Annotated in this window: 23 protein-coding genes and 1 tRNA gene; 2 read left to right on the forward strand and 22 right to left on the reverse strand. The window is 35.0% G+C overall.

Features of this window, described 5'->3' with window-relative positions:
- Positions 1 to 6: 6 nt before the first annotated feature.
- From JNUCC72_RS05670 to JNUCC72_RS05680, 3 genes are read right to left on the reverse strand one after another with little or no spacing between them, the layout of a single operon-like run.
- Positions 7 to 1,164, reverse strand: a complete 1,158-nt coding sequence (locus JNUCC72_RS05670) for an aminotransferase class V-fold PLP-dependent enzyme (protein WP_454143685.1) — start codon at positions 1,162 to 1,164, stop codon at positions 7 to 9.
- A 1-nt stretch (position 1,165) separates the two neighbouring features.
- The gene (locus tag JNUCC72_RS05675; RefSeq protein ID WP_454143687.1) at positions 1,166 to 2,299 is read right to left on the reverse strand and encodes a PLP-dependent transferase; all 1,134 of its coding nucleotides are present in this window, start codon (positions 2,297 to 2,299) and stop codon (positions 1,166 to 1,168) included.
- 12 nt (positions 2,300 to 2,311) lie between these two features.
- On the reverse strand, positions 2,312 to 3,163 hold the full coding sequence (locus JNUCC72_RS05680) for a homoserine O-acetyltransferase/O-succinyltransferase family protein (protein ID WP_454143689.1): 852 nt from the start codon (positions 3,161 to 3,163) through the stop codon (positions 2,312 to 2,314).
- A 513-nt stretch (positions 3,164 to 3,676) separates the two neighbouring features.
- On the opposite strand from JNUCC72_RS05680, the gene JNUCC72_RS05685 reads away from it, so the two are divergent.
- Positions 3,677 to 4,222 (forward strand): GNAT family N-acetyltransferase, encoded by a 546-nt coding sequence (locus JNUCC72_RS05685; protein WP_454143691.1) that lies wholly within the window; start codon positions 3,677 to 3,679, stop codon positions 4,220 to 4,222.
- Between the two features lie 49 nt (positions 4,223 to 4,271).
- Here JNUCC72_RS05685 and JNUCC72_RS05690 read toward each other — a convergent pair whose 3' ends face one another.
- From JNUCC72_RS05690 to yycF, 16 genes are all read right to left on the reverse strand, one after another.
- Positions 4,272 to 6,800, reverse strand: coding sequence for a M1 family metallopeptidase (locus JNUCC72_RS05690; protein ID WP_454143693.1), 2,529 nt, complete (start codon positions 6,798 to 6,800; stop codon positions 4,272 to 4,274).
- Between the two features lie 124 nt (positions 6,801 to 6,924).
- The gene (locus JNUCC72_RS05695; RefSeq protein ID WP_454143695.1) at positions 6,925 to 8,262 is read right to left on the reverse strand and encodes a dihydrolipoyl dehydrogenase family protein; all 1,338 of its coding nucleotides are present in this window, start codon (positions 8,260 to 8,262) and stop codon (positions 6,925 to 6,927) included.
- A 62-nt stretch (positions 8,263 to 8,324) separates the two neighbouring features.
- The gene (locus JNUCC72_RS05700) at positions 8,325 to 9,665 is read right to left on the reverse strand and encodes a dihydrolipoyl dehydrogenase family protein (RefSeq protein ID WP_454143697.1); all 1,341 of its coding nucleotides are present in this window, start codon (positions 9,663 to 9,665) and stop codon (positions 8,325 to 8,327) included.
- 118 nt (positions 9,666 to 9,783) lie between these two features.
- Entirely contained in the window at positions 9,784 to 10,323 is a 540-nt protein-coding gene (gene hxlB / locus JNUCC72_RS05705) for a 6-phospho-3-hexuloisomerase (protein ID WP_454143699.1), read from the reverse strand.
- The gene (gene hxlA, locus JNUCC72_RS05710) at positions 10,316 to 10,948 is read right to left on the reverse strand and encodes a 3-hexulose-6-phosphate synthase (protein WP_454143701.1); all 633 of its coding nucleotides are present in this window, start codon (positions 10,946 to 10,948) and stop codon (positions 10,316 to 10,318) included. The genes hxlB and hxlA overlap by 8 nt, the downstream gene beginning before the upstream one ends.
- Positions 10,949 to 11,036: 88 nt before the next feature.
- Positions 11,037 to 11,435: a winged helix-turn-helix transcriptional regulator gene (locus tag JNUCC72_RS05715; RefSeq protein ID WP_454143703.1), complete on the reverse strand. Its 399-nt coding sequence runs from the start codon at positions 11,433 to 11,435 to the stop codon at positions 11,037 to 11,039.
- 105 nt (positions 11,436 to 11,540) lie between these two features.
- Entirely contained in the window at positions 11,541 to 11,711 is a 171-nt protein-coding gene (locus JNUCC72_RS05720; RefSeq protein WP_454143705.1) for a hypothetical protein, read from the reverse strand.
- A 10-nt stretch (positions 11,712 to 11,721) separates the two neighbouring features.
- Positions 11,722 to 12,258, reverse strand: a complete 537-nt coding sequence (locus tag JNUCC72_RS05725; RefSeq protein WP_454143707.1) for a DUF6773 family protein — start codon at positions 12,256 to 12,258, stop codon at positions 11,722 to 11,724.
- A 2-nt stretch (positions 12,259 to 12,260) separates the two neighbouring features.
- Positions 12,261 to 12,452, reverse strand: a complete 192-nt coding sequence (locus JNUCC72_RS05730) for a helix-turn-helix transcriptional regulator (RefSeq protein WP_454143709.1) — start codon at positions 12,450 to 12,452, stop codon at positions 12,261 to 12,263.
- 143 nt (positions 12,453 to 12,595) lie between these two features.
- Positions 12,596 to 13,075 carry a 23S rRNA (pseudouridine(1915)-N(3))-methyltransferase RlmH gene (rlmH, locus tag JNUCC72_RS05735; protein WP_454143711.1) on the reverse strand — a complete coding sequence of 160 codons (480 nt, stop codon included), beginning with the start codon at positions 13,073 to 13,075 and terminating at the stop codon, positions 12,596 to 12,598.
- 377 nt (positions 13,076 to 13,452) lie between these two features.
- Entirely contained in the window at positions 13,453 to 14,682 is a 1,230-nt protein-coding gene (locus JNUCC72_RS05740) for a S1C family serine protease (RefSeq protein ID WP_454143713.1), read from the reverse strand.
- Between the two features lie 72 nt (positions 14,683 to 14,754).
- Complete coding sequence (locus JNUCC72_RS05745; protein ID WP_454143715.1) at positions 14,755 to 15,534, reverse strand: MBL fold metallo-hydrolase; 780 nt, start codon at positions 15,532 to 15,534, stop codon at positions 14,755 to 14,757.
- A gap of 18 nt (positions 15,535 to 15,552) precedes the next feature.
- On the reverse strand, positions 15,553 to 16,362 hold the full coding sequence (locus JNUCC72_RS05750; RefSeq protein ID WP_454143717.1) for a two-component system regulatory protein YycI: 810 nt from the start codon (positions 16,360 to 16,362) through the stop codon (positions 15,553 to 15,555).
- Positions 16,363 to 16,374: 12 nt separating this feature from the next.
- Positions 16,375 to 17,700, reverse strand: coding sequence for a two-component system activity regulator YycH (gene yycH / locus JNUCC72_RS05755; RefSeq protein ID WP_454143719.1), 1,326 nt, complete (start codon positions 17,698 to 17,700; stop codon positions 16,375 to 16,377).
- A complete protein-coding gene (walK, locus tag JNUCC72_RS05760; protein WP_454143721.1) occupies positions 17,690 to 19,546 on the reverse strand; it encodes a cell wall metabolism sensor histidine kinase WalK in 1,857 nt (618 codons plus the stop codon). Before walK ends, yycH begins: the two co-directional genes overlap by 11 nt.
- A 34-nt stretch (positions 19,547 to 19,580) precedes the next feature.
- The gene (yycF, locus tag JNUCC72_RS05765; protein WP_454143723.1) at positions 19,581 to 20,288 is read right to left on the reverse strand and encodes a response regulator YycF; all 708 of its coding nucleotides are present in this window, start codon (positions 20,286 to 20,288) and stop codon (positions 19,581 to 19,583) included.
- Between the two features lie 168 nt (positions 20,289 to 20,456).
- On the opposite strand from yycF, the gene JNUCC72_RS05770 reads away from it, so the two are divergent.
- A tRNA-Lys gene (locus JNUCC72_RS05770) sits at positions 20,457 to 20,529 on the forward strand.
- 75 nt (positions 20,530 to 20,604) lie between these two features.
- On the opposite strand, the gene JNUCC72_RS05775 is transcribed toward JNUCC72_RS05770, so the two are convergent.
- The 3 genes from JNUCC72_RS05775 to JNUCC72_RS05785 are packed head-to-tail and all read right to left on the reverse strand — an operon-like array spanning position 20,605 to position 23,186.
- Entirely contained in the window at positions 20,605 to 21,210 is a 606-nt protein-coding gene (locus JNUCC72_RS05775; protein WP_454143725.1) for an NADPH-dependent FMN reductase, read from the reverse strand.
- Between the two features lie 14 nt (positions 21,211 to 21,224).
- Positions 21,225 to 22,070 (reverse strand): aldo/keto reductase, encoded by an 846-nt coding sequence (locus tag JNUCC72_RS05780; RefSeq protein WP_454144739.1) that lies wholly within the window; start codon positions 22,068 to 22,070, stop codon positions 21,225 to 21,227.
- Positions 22,071 to 22,115: 45 nt separating this feature from the next.
- Positions 22,116 to 23,186, reverse strand: coding sequence for a M42 family metallopeptidase (locus JNUCC72_RS05785; RefSeq protein ID WP_454143727.1), 1,071 nt, complete (start codon positions 23,184 to 23,186; stop codon positions 22,116 to 22,118).
- Between the last annotated feature and the right edge of the window lie 60 nt (positions 23,187 to 23,246).

Here is a 23,246-nt window from a genome sequence, read left to right on the forward strand (position 1 = left end):
TGTTTTTTAGTTCAATTTTTCAAAAGCTTGTGCAAAGTCCTGTTTTAAATCATCAATATCTTCGAGTCCTATTGATAATCTTAATAACCCGTCAGTAATTCCGCGTTCTAGTCGTTCTTCTCGATTCAATTCAGCATGGGACATTTTCGGAGGGTAAGACAGAATTGATTCAGTTGCACCGAGTGAAACAGAAAACACTGGGATTTTAATCTCTTCAATTAACTTTTTGACATTTTCTTCAGTTTTAATATCGAATGATAAAACTGCACCGCCAGATTTTGACTGACTTAGCTGAATATCATAACTGTCAGATGTTTCAAGTCCAGGATAGTTCACTTTTGTCACAATTGATTGTTTTCTTAACCACTTAGCAAATTCTAGTGCATTCTTTGATGAAGTTTGCATTCGAACACCAAGCGTTTTTATCCCTCTTAGTAGTAAGAAGGAATCAGCAACACCCAGTGTTGCACCCATTGCATTTTGCAAGAAGTAGACCTTATCTGCTAAATCTTTTGTTTTCGCGACAACTAATCCAGCTAAAATATCGCTATGTCCAGCTAAAAATTTTGTTGCACTGTGAACAACCAGGTCTGCACCTAAATCAAGTGGTTTTTGCAAAATAGGAGTCATAAATGTATTGTCCGCAAAAACTAATGCCTGATGATCATGGGCTATCTTTGATACTTTTTGGATATTGGTTACTTGTAAAGTTGGATTAGCAGGTGTTTCCAGATAAACCACTTTAGTGTTCTCTTGGAATGCATTCTTCAAAGCTTCTTCATCACTCAAATCCACAAATGTATGGCTAATACCGTAATTAACTAATACCTCAGTTACTAATCGGAATGTGCCACCATACACATTCTTGGTTACAATCACATGGTCGCCTTGTTTAAGTGTTAACAATGCTGTGGAAATCGCTGCCATTCCAGTTGAAAACGCAAACCCTCGATAACCATTTTCTAACTCAGCAATACTTTCTTCCAAAACATCACGCGTAGGATTACCACTTCGAGCGTAATCCCATTGACCAAAATCATCTAGTCCTGGCTGTTGAAAAGTCGATGAGAGGTAAATTGGTGGATTTACTGCACCCGTTTTTGGGTCAGGCTTAGCTGTTGATTTGATGACTTTCGTCCAATCTGAAAATTCGTTTTGACTCATTTTACTCCCCGCTTTCTTGATAAGCTTTGGCTAAAGCTTGTTTGAAATCTTTGATTAAATCCTGACTATCTTCAAGACCACAAGATACTCGAAGTAGATTTTCAGTAATACCTGTTTGTTGTCTTTGTTCTTCACTCAAATCAGCATGCGTTTGAACAGCTGGTACAGTCACTAAACTTTCTGTTCCGCCTAAACTTTCCGCAAATGATACCACTTCTAATTCTTTCAATAAGCAATCAAGTTCAATTTGGTCGCTTACATAAAGGCTAATCATGCCACCTTTTCCAGGATATAAAACTTGTTGAATAGCATCTGATTTTTCAAAATAAGCCACTAGTTTTTGTGCATTTTCTTGTTGTTTGGCCAATCTAATCGGTAGGGTTTTTAGACTGCGCAATAATAACCAAGAATCGAACGGGCTAATTATTGACCCTATGGTAATCAGATTTCGTTCTAATATCTCTGCTGTTCGGCTGTCTTTGCAAATGACCGCTCCAGCTAAAATATCGTTGTGACCAGATAAATATTTAGTAGCACTATGAACCGCAATATCAGCACCTTCTTCTAATACTTGTTGAATTAGTGGAGTATAAAACGTGTTATCCACTATTAACTGTGCTTGATATTGATGTGTATACTGCGCTGTTTTTTTGATATCAATCACTTTCATCATTGGATTAGAAGGGGTTTCAATCCAAACTGCTCGTATATTTTGACTTAATAAATTCTCTAATTCACCGTAATCTTGACCGTCCCACTTGCTGAATGAAAGTCCATATTGTTCAGTTAATAAATCAAAAAATCGAAATGATCCCCCGTATAAGTCATCTGAAACGATGATATGATCACCACTTTTGAATTGAGTAAAAACAAGTTGAATGGCTGCCATACCAGAAGATAAACCAAATGCCCGAACACCATTTTCTAATTGGGCTAGCACTTCTTCGAGTACTTTTCTTGTTGGCTGATTCATGCGTGAATAATCATAACCAGTTGATTCACCTAAACCGTTGTGTCTATATGCAGTTGAAAAATACAACGGCATTGAAATCGCTCCGGTTACGTTATCTTTGCGATTTCCTGCTTGGGCTAGTATCGTATCGATTTTCTTTTTCCATGTACAATGACTTTCCATTTTGACTGCTCCTTATACGTTTACTTTAGAATTTTCCTTAATTAAATCTACCCAGTTTTGATAAAACTGTCGGCTACTCTTATGCCAAGTATTTTTCGGATATTGTTTATCATAATAATTAATTGGCTTTTGAATTTTTTGTTGCTTGTTTAAATCTCTCAAATATTCATCATGTAAGGTGTTCGTTTGATATTCTGGGTGACCACTAATGTAAAGTTGGTTACCCTCATTAGCTTGTAAAATAAATGGACCTGCATCTTGACTTGAAGAAATCACTTTCAATCCCTCAGGTAGCTCATCATCAATTATCGATTCAGTATGACGTGACTGTGGCATATTGAAGTTTTCGATATTACAGTTAAGTGGATGTGTTGAATCAATATAATTAGCTTGATAAATGCCAAACAATTTATTTTCTAAAGGTTGTTTTTCAATACCAAAATCTTGATATAATGCGGCCTGTGCGGCCCAGCACTCATTAACTGTTTGCTTAACATTTTCTTTAGCCCAATCTCTTATTTGCTTTAACTCTTTTAAATAATCGACTTGGTTAAACGCTAATTTTTCAATAGGTGCTCCGGTAATAATTAGCCCATCTACTTTTTTATTTTTGATTTCATCAAAAGTTGCATAATATTTTTCAAGGTCTTGTTGACGTGTATGTTTTGAGTGGTGCGTTTTTGGATAAATAAACTGCACTGTTATTTCAGTATTTAATTCATCTAACAAGTCTAAAAACTGTCTTTCAGTTTGCTTTTTGTTTGGCATTAAATTCAAAATAACTAACTTAATGGAATCTTCCATTTTGGTATTAACCCATTCTCGATTTTGTTTTAAAAATCCGTTACACGCATTCACTGACATACTTTCAACTCTCCTTTAAAATAAAAAAACGCCCCTAGATCTAAGACATTGCTTAAATCTAGGGGCGCTGTTATACGCGGTACCACCCTATGTTAGTGACAATCAAAAAACAAAATTATCACTATCTCAAATCAGGACACTTATGCTAGCTATCCTTCAACACAGTAACGTGTGTTACACCGTAGATTGCTAATCACCATGACTCACAATCTAAAATTACTCCAAGACCATCTTCAATATTTTCTTAAGTACCATCTTTCACCTAACATGGCTCTCTGTTAAAATAAGATAAATATTTACTCATCTTTTCTCAGTAAATTCTAATTATTTGTTTTGTTGATGATTACTATAGCGGGATTAATTTTGTTTGTCAAACCTTTTATTTTTATTTTCTCAAAATCGACAACTTCAAAAATATGGTTTAAACAAACCTAATCATTGCTGTGTCAAACTTTTCAATGGTTTAGCTTTAGCAAAAAAATATTGCTTATTTAATTAAACAGGAGATAAATTATGTTCACATATAAAATCGACAATGAGATTCAACTTGCTCTCCCCCAACCTCAAAAACATTCAAAAATACTATTTGAACTGATTCAAAAAAATAAAGTTGAATTCAACCGTTGGTTGCCTTGGGTATCTTTTATAAAATCACCGCAAGACGAAGCAAAATTCTTACAAACAACACTTGAAGAATTTGCACACAATCAATCCCTATCAACGATTATCTTGTACAAGGATAAACCAGTTGGTATGATTAGTCTTAATCGATTTGACAGCTTGAATAAAACCACCGAAATCGGCTATTGGTTAGCTAGTGAGTTTAGTGGTAAAAGAATTATGCATCGCGCGGTTCACGGTATTTGCGATATTGCGTTCAACGACTATGGTGTTAATAAAATTGAAATTCATGCGAGCGTTAATAACGATAAGAGCAATCATGTTGCTGAAAAAGCTGGCTTTCATTTAGACGGCATCATTCGTGCAGGTGAACGTTTGCCTGATGGTTTTCATGATTCAAAAATATGGTCACTACTTCGCTTTGAATGGCAAAAATAAAAAGCATCAAGTTTTCTTTTTTGAAAACTCGGTGCTTTTTTAATGTCGCTTATTTGTGTGCTAATGCGTGAGCTACTGCTTCTTTTTCTGATTCAATTAATTCGACACGACTTTCGATTGCTTTAATACCCATTTTGATTTCACGTGTTAATCCTGGTGTATTAATTTTTGGTTCAAAGAATGCTTTAAATTCTGCTAATCTTTCAGCTGTTTTGAATGTATTTGAAACAACTGTGATATAACTTGTGAATTCCATATCGCCACCAACAGTATCTTCAAGCCACTGCCAGTCATTTTGCAACCAATCCCAAGTTTGTTGTTGTCCTTTGTCGTTTGAAAGCAAACCACTAAACCATGATCTTAAATCTTGTGGTTTAATCACGTCACTGTTTTCAAATTTTGAAATTAATGCTGTGACAAATTCTTCATCAGTTGTTGAAACAAGTGCTGCGGTAAGATCGCGTTTGTAACTTGCATCTGTTGATTTTTGATATTGAGTTAGTAGGTTATCAAATAACTCTTTTGAGCCATAATTTTTAACTTCGTTACTCAATACAAATGAGCGGATTTCTGCTGGTAAGTTCAACAAGTTATCACGATGGTCTTCAAATAATTGATGTGCTTCACTCATTGCGTGTTCATTCTTAGCGTAAAGTGCGGCACTCAAAATATAAGGACGAGTCAATTGATTATCATTTGATTCATCAGCTTTAGGTACAAATCCAAGACGTTCAAATTGGTTCGCACTCAATTGACCAAGCAATGTTTGCAAATCTTTTTTAGCTGGCGTACCTGCTTTAACAAACTTCTTCAAGTTGTTAGCTAAGCGATAAATTGCAGCATTAACGATTGTTGATTGACTTGTTGAGAAGTTTTCAAGCATTGGAACTAAGTCAGCGTAAGAAACACGACGGCCATCTGCTAATAGACGTAAATCTTGCAATAATTGCATTTGCGCAATTGCATCCAATTGATCCACTTCACCCATAATATCGTCTAGTAATGTTTGATCATATTGAACAATAAAGTGAGAGTTGTTTCCTACGTTCAAACGTAGAGCTTGACCATTTTGTTGTCTTAATTCTTGATAGTTTCCTAAAGAAACACTTTTTTCAGTTAACAGTTCTGGTAATTCTTGGTAATTTGCGTTTAATGGGATTTGCCATTGACGTGCAACATCTTTGCCTTCACCAATGAAGAATTGTTGTTGTGATAATCGTAATTCGCCATCAACAACTTCAGCTTTAACAACTGGATAACCTGGTTGTTCAAGCCATGAATTCATGATTGTACTGATATCCATTCCTGAGGCTTCACCTAGTGCATGCCAAAGATCTGGACCTGTCGCATTATTATATTGATGTGCTTTAAAGTAGTTTTTAAGTCCTTTTCTTAAAGCTTCATCGCCAATTAATGAACGGACCATGACTAACAAACGGGCACCTTTTGCATATACAATTGCGGGGTCAAATAATGAATCAACTTCAGCTGGGTGTTCCACTTGAACGTGAACTGATTGAACACCATCAGTGGCATCACGTTGAAGTGCTGCGGGTGCTTCTCCAGTTTGAAAACTTTCCCAAATATGCCAATCGGGTTGAATAGCATCAATGGCAACATATTCCATCATGTTGGCGAAACTTTCGTTTAACCATAAATCATCCCACCACTTCATTGTGACCAAATCACCGAACCATTGGTGAGCAAGTTCGTGAGCAATCACAGTTGCGACAACCTGTTTCATACTCAAAGCTGTGTTATCTGGATCTAGTAGTAAGTATGCTTCACGGTATGTAACAAGACCCCAGTTTTCCATCGCACCAGCTGAGAAATCTGGTAATGCCAATTGCCATGAGTGAGGAAGTGGATAAGGTGTTTGGTAGAAATCCTCGTAAAAATCAATTGCACGTTTTGCGATATCTAAAGCGAAGTCTAATTCGTTTTCTTTGTGCGCTTTTGTTGAGAACACCCCAACTTTAACACCACTTTTTGTTTCAGTTAATTTACTTTGCATGTCACCAAACGCAAATGCCACTAGATAGGTTGACATTTTAACGGTTTTATCAAAGTAGTGCACGCCATCTTCAACACGTGTTTCAGGCATGTTACTTAATGCTAATTCACCTGGTTTCTCGTCAAATTTTAGTGCTAATTCAAAAGTTGCTTTAGCTTCAGGTTCATCCACACAAGGGAAGGCTTGGCGAGCAAAATTTGTTTCAAACTGTGTGCCAACTAATTGTTTTTTGACACCTTCGTGTTCGTAATATGACGGATAAATCCCCATCATTGTATCGGTTAAAGGTGCTGTGTAAGTCACTTCTACTGTCACTTCACCAGTATTTTCGATGCTAAATTTGATTAAATCTTTTGCTTGATCCACTTCAAATTCAACTGCGTTACCGTTTGCTTTGACAGCTGAAACTGCTAAGTCTTTTTGATGAAGCGCAATATTTTGGTCTTTTGCTTGACCTGTTACAGTTGTTGTTCCGCTAATTGTTTTGGTTTCGCGGTTAACATCAATATATAAATTATAATGTTCTGGTTGAAAAACATTATATAAACGATTTAATTCTGCCATGATTATCTCCTGTTTTTTTAATTTTATTTTAATAATACAAACTTATTATATCGTGTTTGCGCTAACTACGCTACATCTAGCCTAAATAAAAAACCGCATCAGTACGATGCAGTGTTTGTTATCTTTATAATTTTTTCCATCCTTCATGCATGATTGATGGGAATAATGGCACAACTTGTTCTATTTGTTCACGATTTAATTTAAGTGCGATAGCAGGTAGAACCGCATTGATGAAGTTTTCAGCTTCTTCACTCACTTCTGTTGCACCGACTAAGTGACCTTCTTTATCAAAAATTAGTGTTTGTTTGCCAATTTTATCTTCATTGACTTTTCTGAACCAGTCGCCTGTTACATCACTTTCAATGATTTCATATTTATCTGGATCAGCTTTTGCTTCACTAACGGTAACGCCAGCTTCAGCGATTCGAGGTGAAGTAAAAGTAACCGTTGGCACGACAAATGATTTCATATCTGAAGTAGTGTCACCCATAATATAATGCGCAATGTAATTAGATTGATGGGTAGCTGTTGGTGTTAGTTTTGGATAAGTTGTATCAGCGACATCCCCAGCGACAAAAATATTATCGATATTGGTTTGCATTTTGCCGTTAACCTTAATACCTTTAGTATCGTATTCAATTCCAAGTTCATCTAATCCATAACCTGAAACATTAGGTACTCGACCTGTTGCATCTAAAATCCAATCGGTTTCATGAATCTTGTTTTCACCATATTCAATAACATAATGATCATCTTTTTTATCGAATTTTTTAACGTCAGCATTTTTGACAAAAGTCACACCACGTTCAGTCATATCGTTAACGACTTCATCAACATATTCAGCGTTGAATTGACGTAACACCCGATCACCACGCATCATCACAGTCACATCACTACCAAAAGCATTAGCTATTGTCGCAAATTCCATTCCAATATAACCTGAACCAATAACTGTCATTCGTTTTGGTAATGGGTTTAAATCTAAAAAGTCTTTGCTATCGTGTGAATGCTCTTGACCAGGGACATTTAAACGGTGTGGATGTAAACCAGTTGCGATAACAAACTTATCAGAAGTATAAGTCTTGCCATCAATTTCAACAGTATGGTTATCGACAAAATTAGCCCAACCATGAATAACATCAATACCTGATCCTGTGAACTTTTTCTCCATACCATCAGCTAGTGGATCAATCACTTCATGTTTATGAGCCATATTTTGTTCCCAGCTTAGCTTCAACTCACCTTGGACAATATCTTTTAATTGCTCATGTGTGCGGCTTAATTTAACCGGCCCATCCAGTACAATTTTGGCATTACATGCCCAGTTTGTACAAGTTCCGCCGACTTTTTCGGCTTCAATTTTAGCTACTTTATAGCCATATTTATTCAGCATCACCGCACCATCAGAACCGTGACCTGCACCAATAAACATTACATCATAATCGTATTGTTGAGTTTTCATTATTTACATCTCCTTATGAGTCTACTATTTTTTATTAAATATCAATCATACAGTTATCTATTCTAAAGTGAAGCAAATACATCACTAGCAATGGATGGAAATAGGTGAACCATTCGCCCAAGTTGTGCTTTTGTAGGCTTTAGTTCGATAACTGGTACTAAAGCATCAATGACGGCATCAGCTTTTTGACTAACTTCTGTTGCGCCAACTAACTGTTGATTCTTATCAAAAATCAAAGTCCTTTTTGCAACAGGTTGTTGATCAATTTGATAATACCAACTTGATTGTGTTAAATCTGTCTCAACTACTTGATAGTCTGAATTATTTTTTGCTTCATCAACAGAAACACCAATTTGAGCAATTCGAGGTGTCGTAAATGTTACGGAAGGTATTGCTGGAAAATTAATTTTTTCAGATGTTTCACGTGAAAACAATTGAGTTAAATAAGTACTTTCAAAAATAGCAGTCGGTGTTAATTTGGGTTGTGAGCTAGAAATAACATCTCCTGAAGCATAGATACTTTCCACGCTAGTTTGAAGATAGTCATTAACGATAATACCTGATTGATCATAGTCAACACCGACTTTTTCCAAACCTATGTTTTCGACATTAGGCTGACGTCCAGTAGCATCCAAAATCCAATCTGTTTTTAGTTCTTGATTGTCACCATATTCAACAACATAGCCATTATCAACTTCTTTAAATGCTGATACGTTAGCATTTTCAACAAATTGAATACCATCTTTTTTCATTTGTTCAACAACTAATTCTACGTAAGGTTGATAGAAGTTACGTAAGACAACATCACGGCTCATCATGATTGTAACTTCTGAACCAGCAGCGTTTGCAATAGATGCAAATTCCATTCCAATATAACCTGATCCAATGATGGTTATCTGTTTTGGCAAGTCATCTAAAGCCAAAAATTCTTGGCTATCGTGAGCAAATTCATGTCCCTGAATTTGCAATTGATTAGGGTGTAATCCTGTTGCAATCACAATCTTTTCTGCAGTTTTTTCTTCGTCATTAATTGCTACCGTATGACCATCGACTAATTGTCCAAATACATGAATCAAGTCAATTCCAACAGATTCAACTAGCCCAGTTATCATATCGGGTAGATTATCAATCACTTCGTGTTTGTGCTTCATATTATTTTTCCAATTAACTGTTGGCAATTCACCATCAAAAAGTGCTGACATGTTAGCTTGTTGATGTTTAACAAAAACAGGTGCATCTAGCGTAATTTTTGCATTACAGCCCCAGTTAGGACATGTCCCACCAACTTTATCTGCTTCAATCACACCAACTTTAAATCCCTTTTGTGCTAAAGGAACAGCGCCATCAAAAGTCCCATGACCCGCACCTAAATAAAGAACATCGTAATCATATTTTACTGTCATTTAATTGCCTCCATAAATTAATTAATAATTCAGGGTTATCGTAGCACCAATTTAAATTGTTTACAATCTATTTGTTTTGAAAAATAAAAGGTTCACTCAATTACGAGTGAACCTCTTTTTATTCTAAATTAGCATGTGTTTGTTGCATCACTAATTCTGATATCTCAAATTTAGACATATAAGAAAGTGTAAACGCGTCGCCAAATATCAGCAAGGATTGTTCAAATAATGAACCCATTGGCTGTATTGACTGAGCATTATTAGTATACTTACCTTTACCTGCCAAATAAGTAATTTCGGTTGCTAATTGTGTAGCTGAAGTTTCTGGTGTCGCCGTCAATAACCATGTCTGTCCGTTTAATTCTATTACTTTTTTCATGAAGTTAATAATTTGTGGTGTTTGACCCGATCCAGTTGCTACAATCAATAAGTCACCTTTTTGAAACGCAGGCGTTGTCGTTTCGCCAACGACAAAAGCAGTTTTGCCAAGTTGACTCAGTCTCATCGCAAACGATTTCAAATTCAAACCTGAACGGCCTGATCCCGCAACAAAAACGCGATTAGCTTGGTTAACTAATTCAAGTTGTGAATTGGTAACCTCAACTTCACCTGCTTGTAGTTCCGATAAGATTTGTTGCCAAGTTGATTGTTTAGGCATTATCAATCATATCCTTGAAAGTTTTTGCTTTTTCAGCAGGGTTATCGTCAGTTGAAATGGCACCCCCAACAATTAATAAATCAGGCTGTTGTGCAATGATTGTTGGTGCTGATTCTTCTTTAATTCCACCGGCAACAGCTGTTTTAGTTTGCTTAACTGTTGCTTTAATTTTGTTAAAGTTTTCTAGCGGTGTTTGTCCTAACGCTTGTAGGTCATAACCTGTATGAGTTGCGATATAATCAGCACCCATTTCATCTAATTCTTGTGCACGTTGCTCAACATTTTGAACACCAATCATATCAACCAATAATTCTTTGCCATATTCATGAGCTTTTGCAACGGCATCTTTGATTGATTGATCTTCTGCAACACCTAGAATTGTCACGATGTCAGCACCGTAATTGATAGCTTGCTCAACTTCGTATCCCGCTACATCCATGATTTTCACATCTGCAAGTAGTGTGATTTCTGGAAAACGTTCACGAATTTTCTTTAATCCTTCAAGTCCAAAATTAATAACTAAAGGCGTACCATATTCAAAAACATCAACACTGTCTTTTGTTTTTTCGATGAGTTCAATGGCACCATTTACGTCTTCTAAATCAATTGCGAGTTGTAATTTCATATTAATTTGTTCCTCCTACTAACTTTTTGTAATTAAAAGTTTATCGAAAGAACTGTTTTGAAACAATTAGTTACCTTGAGGTAACTCCCTAATTTTCACTCGAATTAGTTTGGTAATTAGGACTGATTTTTAGCTCTTCAATGCGGTTTTCACCCCATCGATACATCGCCTCAAGAATTGGCATAATTGTTTTTCCAGTTTGGGTTAATTCATAACTGACACGTTTGACGTTGCCCTCATCATAATCGTTTTTTTGAATCATATTATCTTGAATTAGCTCGTTTAATTGATTAGTCAAAACTTTACGACTGACATTTGGAATTAGGCGCGTAAATTCATTGAAATGAATGGGATTACCTTTTCTTAGTTCCCACAAAATAAACAATTTGTGTTTACCTTGAAACATCGAAAGCGTTAGTTCTTTAGCACAATCAAAATCACCTGATTGAATTTTTTCTTTTACTTTTTGTCGAATATCTTCTTCCATTACTGTCACCTCATTTTGTTGTTGGTTTAGTTTATCCCAAATTATGTCTAGCTTCAACTTTTTAGCGGACCTGTTATTTTCAATATAAAAAAGCCTAATTTTGAATTAAGCTTTTGAGTGGTTATTTTTTGGTTTTCTTTTTTGAATAGCAATTAAAACACCAGAAGTGACACCACCAATTGCAGCTAGAATCGTAACTAAATATGGTATATTTAATAATTTGAAGGGTACGATATACGTTAAGACATACATAATAAAACCCACAACAAATGCCATCATTGTCTCCTTATTCATCTTTTTTAATTCTAGATTTCATCAAAACATACATAAATCCAGCAAATATCACTGTTGCTATTAAACCTTGAACATTACCTTTTGGTGACAGAATTAAATCCGTCAAAGAACTCTTGTTTTGAACATCAACTAAATCCATCACAATTGTTAAAATACGTATTCCAATAAAAAAGAATACCCCTCTTGAAAGTGAGTTCATCTTTACTTTTTTGATTAATTGACCATATTGGTTACTATCATAACTCTCTATTTGATCAAGCCTTAGGCGATAAACTCTAATCGCAGCATAACCAGTTATAGCGAGTAACACAATAAAGTTACACCCGATGTAACTTAAAAATGTTAGTTCCTTATCTAAAGAGCTCATAAGTCCTAACACAGCGACAAATACAGAAATCATATTATAAATAGCCAATATCATAAATGCTTTATTTCCAATTTTGTTAATTTCTTGTTCTCTGTATTCGTCAACCTCTTGCACACCATAAAATCTTTTTATTGCTCTGATATATAATGATTCTTTTTGCATAATTATATCCTCCAAAATAATGAATTTAAATCTGACTCCAAGGCTTCAGCTAGCTTGATACATAACTTTAAAGAGGGATTATATTGTCCTTTTTCAATCAAACTGAGCGTTTGTCTTGATATCCCCACTTTTAAAGCTAAGTCTTTTTGCTGCATACCTTCAGAAATCCGGACTACTTTTACTTTATTTTCCATCAGCAGTTACTCCTTAAAAAAGTAATATATAAGTTCCTTAAGTAACTTATATATTACATCATTTGATATAAATGTCAACTATATATTCCATATTTCAGGATTTAAGATACAAAAAAACACCTTCTCGTTCGAAAAGGTGTTCTTTATTTATGATAAGCACTACCACTATTAATCATAAAAGCACGATAAACTTGTTCACATAACACAACTCGCATCAATTGATGAGGTAATGTCATTTTTCCAAAACTCAAAGCATAATTAGAACGCTTCATCACAGCTTCACTCAATCCGTTAGAACCACCGATAACAAAAACCAATGAGCTATGACCATAAGTCGTCCAATCTTTAATATTTTGAGCCAGTTTTTCTGATGAAATTTCTTTACCTAAAATTTCAAGTGTAATGACAAAATCTTGATCATTAATCTTAGATAAAATCTTTTCACCTTCCTTATCTTTCACTTGCTCGATTTCTTTATCACTCATATTTTGAGGTGCCTTTTCATCAGGAACTTCAACAATATTTAGCTTACCAAATCGTTGCATACGCTTTTGATATTCATCAATTGCAGACTTTAAATACTTTTCTTTTAATTTTCCAACACATACTACTTTTTGTGGCATTTTATCTAAAACTCCCTTATTTCGTGAAACACTATTCATATATATTGTATATAATAATTAATCAGACCACTATAAGTTGATACTTTCACTTATAAAAAATTTAACAACTTACAAGTTGTGATTTTAGTTCGTTTTTTTTATTAATCACTATAAACCCTATTAGAATAACGATTTAAAACGTTTTTATTTATTTTTAATTCTACTTTAAATAACCTAGATATCCACAATTCACAAGGTTATCCACAGGTTTTGTTAATTTTGCATTTTACTAATTTAGTGTTTTACATAGTTAAACACGAACATTATTCATGTTTCACATTTTATACATACAAAAAAGATGGTTATCAAAAGATAGCCATCTCAATTATATCAAAGCTTTAGTTAAGTTTTAAGCTGACAGTTTGTGTTTGTCCAGCACGAACAATTTCAAGACTGATTGTATCGCCAACCTGTTTTTGATAAAGCAATGAATGTAATTCTGTTACTGAATTTACAGCATGACCTTCAAATTTAGTAATAACGTCACCGCTTTGAATTCCTGCTTCTTTTGCAGATGTATTGTCATCTACTGAAGCAATATAAACACCACCAGTTACTGAATCTGGTAGTTGAACTTTTTGACGGAGTTGTTGTGTCATTTCACTGACACTAGCTACTCTAACACCAATTTTTGGTCTGGTAATCGATCCCTTTTCAACAAGTTGATTAATAATTGTCACGACTTCGTCACTAGGAATAGCAAATCCCATCCCCTCAACGTTAGTCCCGTCTTGACTTTGAGCCAATTTCATAGAGTTAATTCCAACTACTTGCCCATCAGAATTAACAAGTGGCCCACCTGAGTTACCAGGATTGATTGCTGCATCTGTTTGGATAACAGTCGTTTGAGTTCCTGAATTACTATTCAAAGTACGACTTTTAGCTGAAATAATACCCTGAGTTACACTAGTTGCATATTGGCTACCTAAAGGTGAACCAATTGCAATAACGGGTTGTCCAGGTTCTAAGTTATCTGAGCTACCGAAGTCAGCAGTTGCTGGAACTTTTGCAGAGTCAATTGATAAAACAGCTAAATCGGTAACGCTATCAGAACCAACTACATTAGCATCGATTGCTTCACCTGTATTCAAAATAACTTGAAGTTTAGTTGCACCTTCAATAACGTGATTATTTGTTACTATGTATCCTTTACCGTTAGCGGTTTGATAAATAAGTCCTGAACCTTCGCTGGCAGTTTGTAGGGTACTTTTTGCTTTTTCATCATCTCCATACATTTGACCAAAGTAAGATGACAAACTATTTTGACTTGATTTAGCAGGCTGTAAATTAGAAACTGAAACAACAGCTGCACTTACTTTATTAAATGCGCTAGTCATTGACCCACTATTTGATGATCCTGTGGATGTATTTTGTAATTTTGCAGAGCCACTGGTATTTGAACTGACATTGTTACCACTTTGTACAATCGGTTGGTTTCCTGACAATGCATTATAGGCACCAACACTTGCAAAAGGAATGCTTCCTGCCAAAAGACCGGCAACAGCACTCACAGCTACTAATTTCCATCCTTTATTAGTTGAATTTTGACCTTTTTGATTTTTAGCCATAACAATTCCTCCTTATTTATCTCTATTCTAACTCTAAATTTAGAAAATTGTATGACAAAATAATTACAAATTTTATAAAGTTATCAATTTTTGAACATGATTTTGCTGTGTTTTCATCAATTTAACATGGTGAATATGATTTTTCTGTAAAGTTTCATCTACAGTTTCAAAAGCAACTTCACGCGTATTATTATCTTTACTCAAATGACTTAAGTAAATATATTCTGTATTTTCGCCAACCCAATTAGCCAAAAGCTTGGCACTATCTGAGTTTGAAAGGTGACCCTGATCTGATAAAATTCTGGTTTTTAAGTCCCAACTGTAGGGGCCTGAACGCAACAATTCAATATCGTGATTACATTCCATCACATAAACTGTGGAGTCACTGAGAGTTCGCCAAATTTTCTGCGGAACATAACCCGTATCAGTCACGACTACCGCAGACTGTTCATCTTCTGTAATCTTATAACATTGTGGTTGAGCAGCATCATGTGAGGTGGCAAAGCTTAACACTTGAAACTCATCAAACAACTTTAATTCACCTGTTTCAAAGATTTGACAAAGTTCCGGGTCTACTTTTCCTAATTTTGGTATTAAGGCCTGCCATGTTTTTTGATTCGTGTAAGCTTTGATTTGATAACGTCTCATCAAAACCCCTAATCCTTTGGCATGATCACTATGCTCATGTGTAATAAAAACTGCATCAATATCTGCGATATCTCGATCAATTTTAGCTAGTGCTTCTTTTGTCTTTTTCGCTGATAAACCCGCATCAATTAAGATTTTGTGGTGACTTGTTTCAATATAAGTCACATTGGCTTTTGACCCACTGGCTAAAACCGATAATTTCATTAACAAACGACTCCTTATTTAATTCATTACTTTCCCGCTAAACGCGTTAACTTCTTTTACGGAAAAGCGATTATCATTATTAGTTATGACACCGACATACCAAGTTGGCACATAAATTTCACTACCTCGAATCGCTGTATTATAAAGCGGACTATAGCCTAGTTTTAAAAAGGTTACTTTTGAATTATTGCTGATTGCTTTTTGACTGTAGAGATTAATAATCGCACTCTGTTGACTAATAGTGGTTTGCTTTTCACCTATTTGAGCTAAGTCACTAGAGTAGCTTTGAATGTAACTTGTTATAGCGTTTCCTTTAATTTGAAAACGAATTTGACCTTTGTCATCATAAATCAAGCCTGTCATTTGTTTGCCTTGACCTAGATTTAATTGCTGTACGAAAACAACTTCTGAATCAGTAGATAATTCAGGGGAATACACATATTCAGAACCATAGATTATATTCTCACTATTTTTCATGAATTGTGCCAAATCATTAGCAACAGATTCTTTTTGGTAATGAATCGGATTATTTAATTGGCTGGTTAAAACATTCTTATCAGTATCATAACTCACGCGCTGTTTCTTTAAATACTGATTATAATTAGACAAGCTAGTCAAATTACGCGTTGCTAAATACTGGCTTTCATCTGTTGTTGTTGAAAGTTCAGGAAAAGTAATATTATCTTTTTGAATTGAATTGATTGTATTATCGTTACTGCCAGAAGAAGCATTTTCAAAAAAAGGCGGATTTTGAACTGAAATACTCAAAAAGATATTAATAAATAAAAAGACCGCAATGAAGATATATTCTATTTTTCTAAAATCCATAGCAATTCCTTTCTATTTATCCGTGGTAAGTGTATTTGTTGACGTTTTATTAATTAAAGTCTCGTAGTTGGCCAGCTTATCGTTAACTTTAACGTAGTAAGTCGGCACTAGGTCTATTAGATCATTATTTGTCGCGTCTTTTTGCCATTCAAATCCAAGTTCAATATCTTGAATTTGATTATTTTCGTAACCAGATAATTTTAATTGATTCATCAGTTCTGATGTTGTAGGCAACGTTGCTACTTTCCCGTCTGGCGGTATTGGGACTTGCAACATTTGATTGGTAAAACTCATATCTTCACCGCTGCTAGAATAACTGACACTAGCTACACCATTTTCAGACTGACTAAATACTGGCAACCCTTCAACATAGTTACGATAGGTGATTTGCTTATCTGAAGTACTAATTGAAGAACTATAATAGCGCCATTCAACTAATCTTGTTTTTAGACTCGAAATTGCCTGGAAACTGCGGTCAAATAAACCTTGAGTATCTTGTGGCGTATTTGTTATTGAAACATCACTATACTGAAATTGGTCATTATCTTTATCAACGACTAAACGCTTGCTACTACCTAATTTATAAGTCGTTGAGTAATTATTTTGCGTGCTAGTACTGTTATTACCTAGTAAACGATAAACATAGTTATCTTCCAAATCTCGATTAATCATGTAACTATAAACAGATAGTTGAGGTTGAGTTATATAATTCAAAACGTAGCGATTAGAAGCTAACTTCATAAACTTAACGGGGGACTTAAAGCCGTAGTCATCTACTAATTTACTAAAGCCCGGCGCATCATATCCCCCACGTTCAACCGTTAAAATCTCTTTTGTTTGGTCATTTGCAAAGTAAATATGGTTATCCAACTCTTTAGGAATAAAAATGCGGTTAAATGTAAAATCCTCTGATTGTTTTAAGTCTTTTTTATCAATTACTTCAGCAAATACATTTAATGACATGGCATCTGTATAAGCGATTTGAACATTGTTTTGATTATTGAGTTTATCTAAATAACTTTTTTCATCAAACACTTCTTGGCGATTAATTTTTAAATTCCATGACTTCATCTTATCTAACAAACTACTAATTAAATCATTCTGCTGATTAATTAGGACGTAGTTTTGTCCATTTTGATAGTTAACTACTTGCGTTGGGGAAAATATTCTAGCAAAGTTTTGGTCATTTAGCGCATTATTTTCATTGGTAATAATCGGGTTTTCATACTTTTCTTGTTCTAAACTTTGATTACTTGTCCAAATTAAGAATGTTAAAAAAAGACTTAAAGTCACTAAACCAACTAATACAAATCTGACAATATAATTTTTAAACTGCATCCCACGGTTCTCCTTCATTCAGCGGTTCAAATGGGAGAGAAATATAAAATGTAGAGCCTCTACCTTCTGTACTTTCAACCCAAATACGGCCTTTATGAGATTCTACAACCTCTTTTGAAATTGCTAACCCAAGACCTGTTCCACCTTGATGTCTAGAACGTGCTTTATCCACACGATAGAATCGGTCAAAAATTTTGTTAATATCTTTTCGAGGAATTCCAAGTCCCTGATCTGAAATGCTAATAATAACGCGATTAGCGGCTTTAACTAATCGGACAGTAATCACACCGCCATCAGGTGAATAATTAATCGCATTATTCACGATATTATCAATGACTTGGGTCATTTTATCGGTATCAATTTCAGCCCATAAATCATGTGAACCCAGTTCTCGTTTGATTGTATAATCTTTTCGCTTTTGCTGATCTTCTTGGTTATTTTTAATCATCATATCAAAGCGATTAAGTACATATGAGACAAACTCATTTAAGTTAACCCATTCAAAGTTCATCTTTGACGTCCCTTGATCCATTCGTGAAAGATTCAATAAATCATTAATCATACGAATCATTCGGTCTGTTTCTTCTTGAGTTACTTTCAAGAATTCAGGTGCAATATCTGGATCTTGCCAAGCACCATCGTTCAATGCTTCAATGTAGCTTCGAACAGAAGTTAGTGGTGTGCGCAATTCATGAGAAACATTTGAGACAAATTGTCTTTGTTCTTGTTCATTTTGTTGCTGCTCTGTAACATCATGAAACACACATACCATTCCTGAAACAAATCCCGTAATTCTTTGAATAAGTGAAAAGTTAGCATGTAAAATAACTTCTTGATCAGTGCCCTCATTTAGCGCCACAAACATCTCTGTTCGTTTTTCTAAGAATTTTTGAATGTTATCTTCTGGTTCGACATTTAATAACACCATCACTGATTGTCCAATAACCTCTTCTTGCTTGCAGTCAAAAAGCTGCATAGCTGTTTCGTTAATAATGGTAATTTTACCGTGTCTATCTGTCGCAATAACACCATCAGTCATATGTGCTAACACGTTATCTAGTCGTCTTCTTTCGGAATCAGAAGCCTCTTGTGCTTCTTCAACACGTATTGATAAGTTATTTACTGCCTGAGCCAACTGTCCGAGTTCATCTTGTCCATAAACTTTAACCTGACCAGAATAGTCACCATTTGCGATTCTGATTGCCTGTTTTTTCATCTCATCAATCGGCATCGTTACTGCACGAGCAATAAATAGTGCGATAATAGCTCCTAGAACTGAGGCAACTAAAGATGCCGTTAAGAAAATAACCATCACATTTCGGATACTACTATAGACAGAATTCATGCTAGCTTTAATATAAATCAGCCCAACATTACCACTATTATCACCCGTACTAGAAGTAATTGGGACTACTTGAATATAGTAGTTTTCACCGTTGATTACTTTTGTTTTGTAAAGGCTTTTTGAGTTATCGGACAATCTTATATCTGGATCAGTCGACCGCTGTCCGATTAAATCACGCGAACTATAATTACTAATCGCTCTTATCGTTTCTTTATTATCAATGACTTGAACTTCTGTATTTTGAGAATTACTCATGTCAGAAATAATATTAGCTATTTCAGCATTAGCAGCTTTAGTGTCGGTCTTACTTAACTGGTCTGCCAATTGTGTATTGGTATAGGATTTTACTTGCAGCGATGTCTTAAAAGACTCCATATTTTCTTTTTGTAGCTGTTGAGTAAAGTAAGCCCCGATAATTTCAATTGTTGCAAGTAGCAGTAAAATAAATACAATTGAAATTTTAAAATGAATCGATTGAAAGAAACCAATTTTTTTGTTCATTAAGTCATTCAACTCTCCTAGTTACTATTGCTTTTTAGTCTTCTTGACTTGGATCCTTCATGAAGTACCCAACACCTCGTCTAGTTACCAAATATTCCGGCTGACTTGGGTTATCTTCTATTTTTTCACGTAAACGACGAACAGTTACATCCACCGTCCTCACATCTCCAAAATAGTCATAGCTCCAAACTGTTTGAAGCAAGTTTTCTCGCGTCATCACTTGTCCGATATGAGCAGCTAAATAATGAAGCAATTCAAATTCACGATGAGTCAAATCAATTTTTTCATCGTTTTTAGAAACACTGTAAGCATCTAGATTAATAGTTAAGTCACCAACTTTAATCATCTTTTGTTCTGGTTCTTCTTCATTTGGTGTGGTCATTTCACGTCTCAAGTTGGCTTTAACACGTGCCACTAACTCACGATTTGAAAATGGTTTAGTCACATAATCATCCGCACCAATTTCAAGACCTAACACCTTATCAATTTCGCTATCTTTAGCCGTTACCATAATGATTGGCATATTATATTTTTTGCGAACTTCACGTGCAACTTCGATTCCGTCCATTTTGGGTAGCATCAAGTCTAAGATAATTAAATCTGGTTTTTCAGCTTCGACTTGGGCAACAGCTTCTTCACCGTCGTAAGCCACAACAACATCATAGTTTTCTTTTTTTAGATTGAATTTAATAATATCTGAAATAGGTTTTTCGTCATCAACGACTAGTATTTTTTTACTCATGTCTTTCACCTCTAAATTAATTTTGACTGTTCTTATTTAGGTATTCACTTATTCATTTTAAGCCAGTTTGACCTAAAAACCAATTATTAGCATAATTGAAATTTTTATATAAATTAATACTTGTTATTCTATTAGTAAAGTGATAGTATAACAATGTTGAAGCAAACCGGGTGGTTAGCTCAGTTGGTAGAGCAACGGACTCTTAATCCGTGGGTCCAGGGTTCGAGCCCCTGACCACCCATCATCATATCTTTTAACCTCGTCGATTGACGAGGTTTTTTTGTACCAAAAAAGCTACCTTTGAAAGGTAGCTTTTTTAATTTAACCCTGAATAAGGATTGTTTTTAAACAACGTACTATAAAATGCAATTTTGTGAAGTCCTTGTTTCAAACGTTTTTGATAGAAATCTTTTGAAGGCCCTTCATCTAATAAATTACCTGCTTCACTAAAGTTTTGTTGGACGTTTCCAATTGCAATTGGTGTTGGCAAAACAAGACTGCCTAATCTTTCAAGAACTGGTGTTAATTCAAGTCCACCAAATTGACCGCCACGACCATTATTGGCATAAGTCATCACTAAACTTGGTTTGTCAGTCAACTGGTTACTTAAATAATCAATTCCATTCTTTAAAACAGCTGGAAATGAATGATTATATTCTGGCGTCAAAAACACAAAGCCATCTGCTTTAGCCATATCATCAATCCATTTTTGTTCATTATCTTTAAGCTTTCTATCTGGGTTAGCCAATGGTGGTAGTGCTTCATAGAAAAATGGCAATTGATAGTCACCAATTTCAATGAAATTAAACTTAACCTGCATCAACTCTTCGTAGGCTTCTTGCTGACTTCGAAAATAGTTCAAAATGTGTCGACCTAATGAATTGGATCTTGAACTTCCTAAAATCACATTAATTGTTGTCATACGTTAGCTTCTTTCTATTTCTCTAGATTAACAAATCGTTCAATTGCTTCAGGACTGTGGTGATCGATAAATAATGGTTTTTTCAAATCTAGTGTCTTAATTTGTGCCATTTCTTCTGAACTTAATTCAAAGTCCCACACGTCAATATTTTGTTGCATCCGTTCTTTATGAACGGATTTTGGAATAATAATCGCACCTAATTGAATCAAATATCTCAAAGCCACTTGAGCAGCTGTTTTATCATGAGCTTTTCCAATATTTACCAATGTTTCATTAGTAAATAAGCCATTTTTACCTTCAGCAAATGGTCCCCATGATTCAATTTGAGTCCCATATTTTTCAAGATAGTGTTGATCTTCTGCACGTTGGTGGAAAACGTGCATTTCGAGTTGATTAATAGCTGGCACAATTTTTGAGTAATTAACCAAGTCAATATAACGATCTGGATAAAAGTTTGAAACCCCAATTACGCGTAATTTCTTGGCATCGTACAAGGATTCTAAAGCTTGATAAGCACGATAATAGTCATTAAAAGGTTGATGCAATAATACAAGATCTAGGTAGTCTGTCTGCAATCTTTCCATTGATTTTTCAACGGCAGCCTTCGTTTCTTCAAAGCCATAATCACTCACCCAAATTTTAGTTGTGATGAAAATGTCTTCTCGAGGAACAGAACTTTCTTGAATGGCTTGGCCAACTGCGGCTTCGTTTTGATAAATCTGAGCAGTATCAATTAATCGATAACCAACTTCTAGTGCATCTTTAACAGCTTGTTTACATGCTTCAAAATCCGGAATTTGAAAAACGCCAAATCCTTCTTGTGGCATTTTGACACCATTATTTAATGTAACTGTTGGAATTTTTGTCATTTTAATCCTCCTCTTTAATGTTTCACATGAAACTTTTTAGAAATTTTGAATAATTTCTGGTGTTAGATGATCAATTACTTTTTTAGCTAGTTCAAAACTATTTTGAAAATCTTCGAGCGCAATATATGAATGTGGTGTGTGTGCATAACGCACAGGAACACTAATTACGATTGTTGGTGCCCCTTTGTATCCTGCAATTACAGAACCATTTTGTCCGCCACGTGTATCGGCATATTCTTGATGTGGAATATCATATTTTTTAGCAATATCTAACACAAATTTTTGGAATCTTGGATTAGTAATCATTGTTGAATCCATGTGGCGAATCATAGTACCACGTTTGATTCCTGTTTGGATAGCATAATCTGGGAAGCAAGTGTCATTAGCTGGTGCCCCTTCAAAAACGATTGCTAAATCTGGCTGTACCTTTCTCACTGTCACTTGTGCACCACGAGCACCGACTTCTTCTTGAGAAGCTAATGCCCCGATAACATCAATCGGTAATGTTTTATCTTTTAGATAATTCATAGTTTTAGCAAGTAAGGCTGTCCCAACACGATTATCAAACGCTTTTCCAACAAGTGTACCGTTGTAATCGTTATATTGTGTTTGAACATCGATTGTGACGGGTGCACCACGTTTGATTTTTAAATCTTCAACCTCTTGAGCAGAAGTTGCCCCCACATCAATGGTCAATTCATCAACTTTAGGTAAACGCGTCTTTTGTTCAGGTGTCATAAAGTGTGGTGGAATACTTGAAATAACCCCTGAAATGTATTGGCCGTCTTCATTTAGAATTCTAACTTTAGTAGATGATAGTGTAATTGCTGTTTGACCACCAATTAGAACAAATTCGATCAAGCCATTTGGTCTAATGTTCTTAACAACGTAACCCACTTCATCTGAGTGAGCATCAATTTGTAGACGTAGACGATTTCCTTTGTTTTGGTTAGCCTCTACATAAACATTGTTCATTGGATCTTTTGAGACTGATCCAGATTCTGCAACTTCTTGTTGAAATAAATCTACAACTTCATCCTCAAAACCTGAAACCCCACTTGCATTGGTTAATTGGGTTAATAATTTAATATCTGATTGTGCTGTCATAACTTGGCTCCATTTCTTAATAATATTTTAAGTAAACTATAGCACAGTTAATTTACACTT

This window comes from Holzapfeliella sp. JNUCC 72, assembly GCF_053668685.1.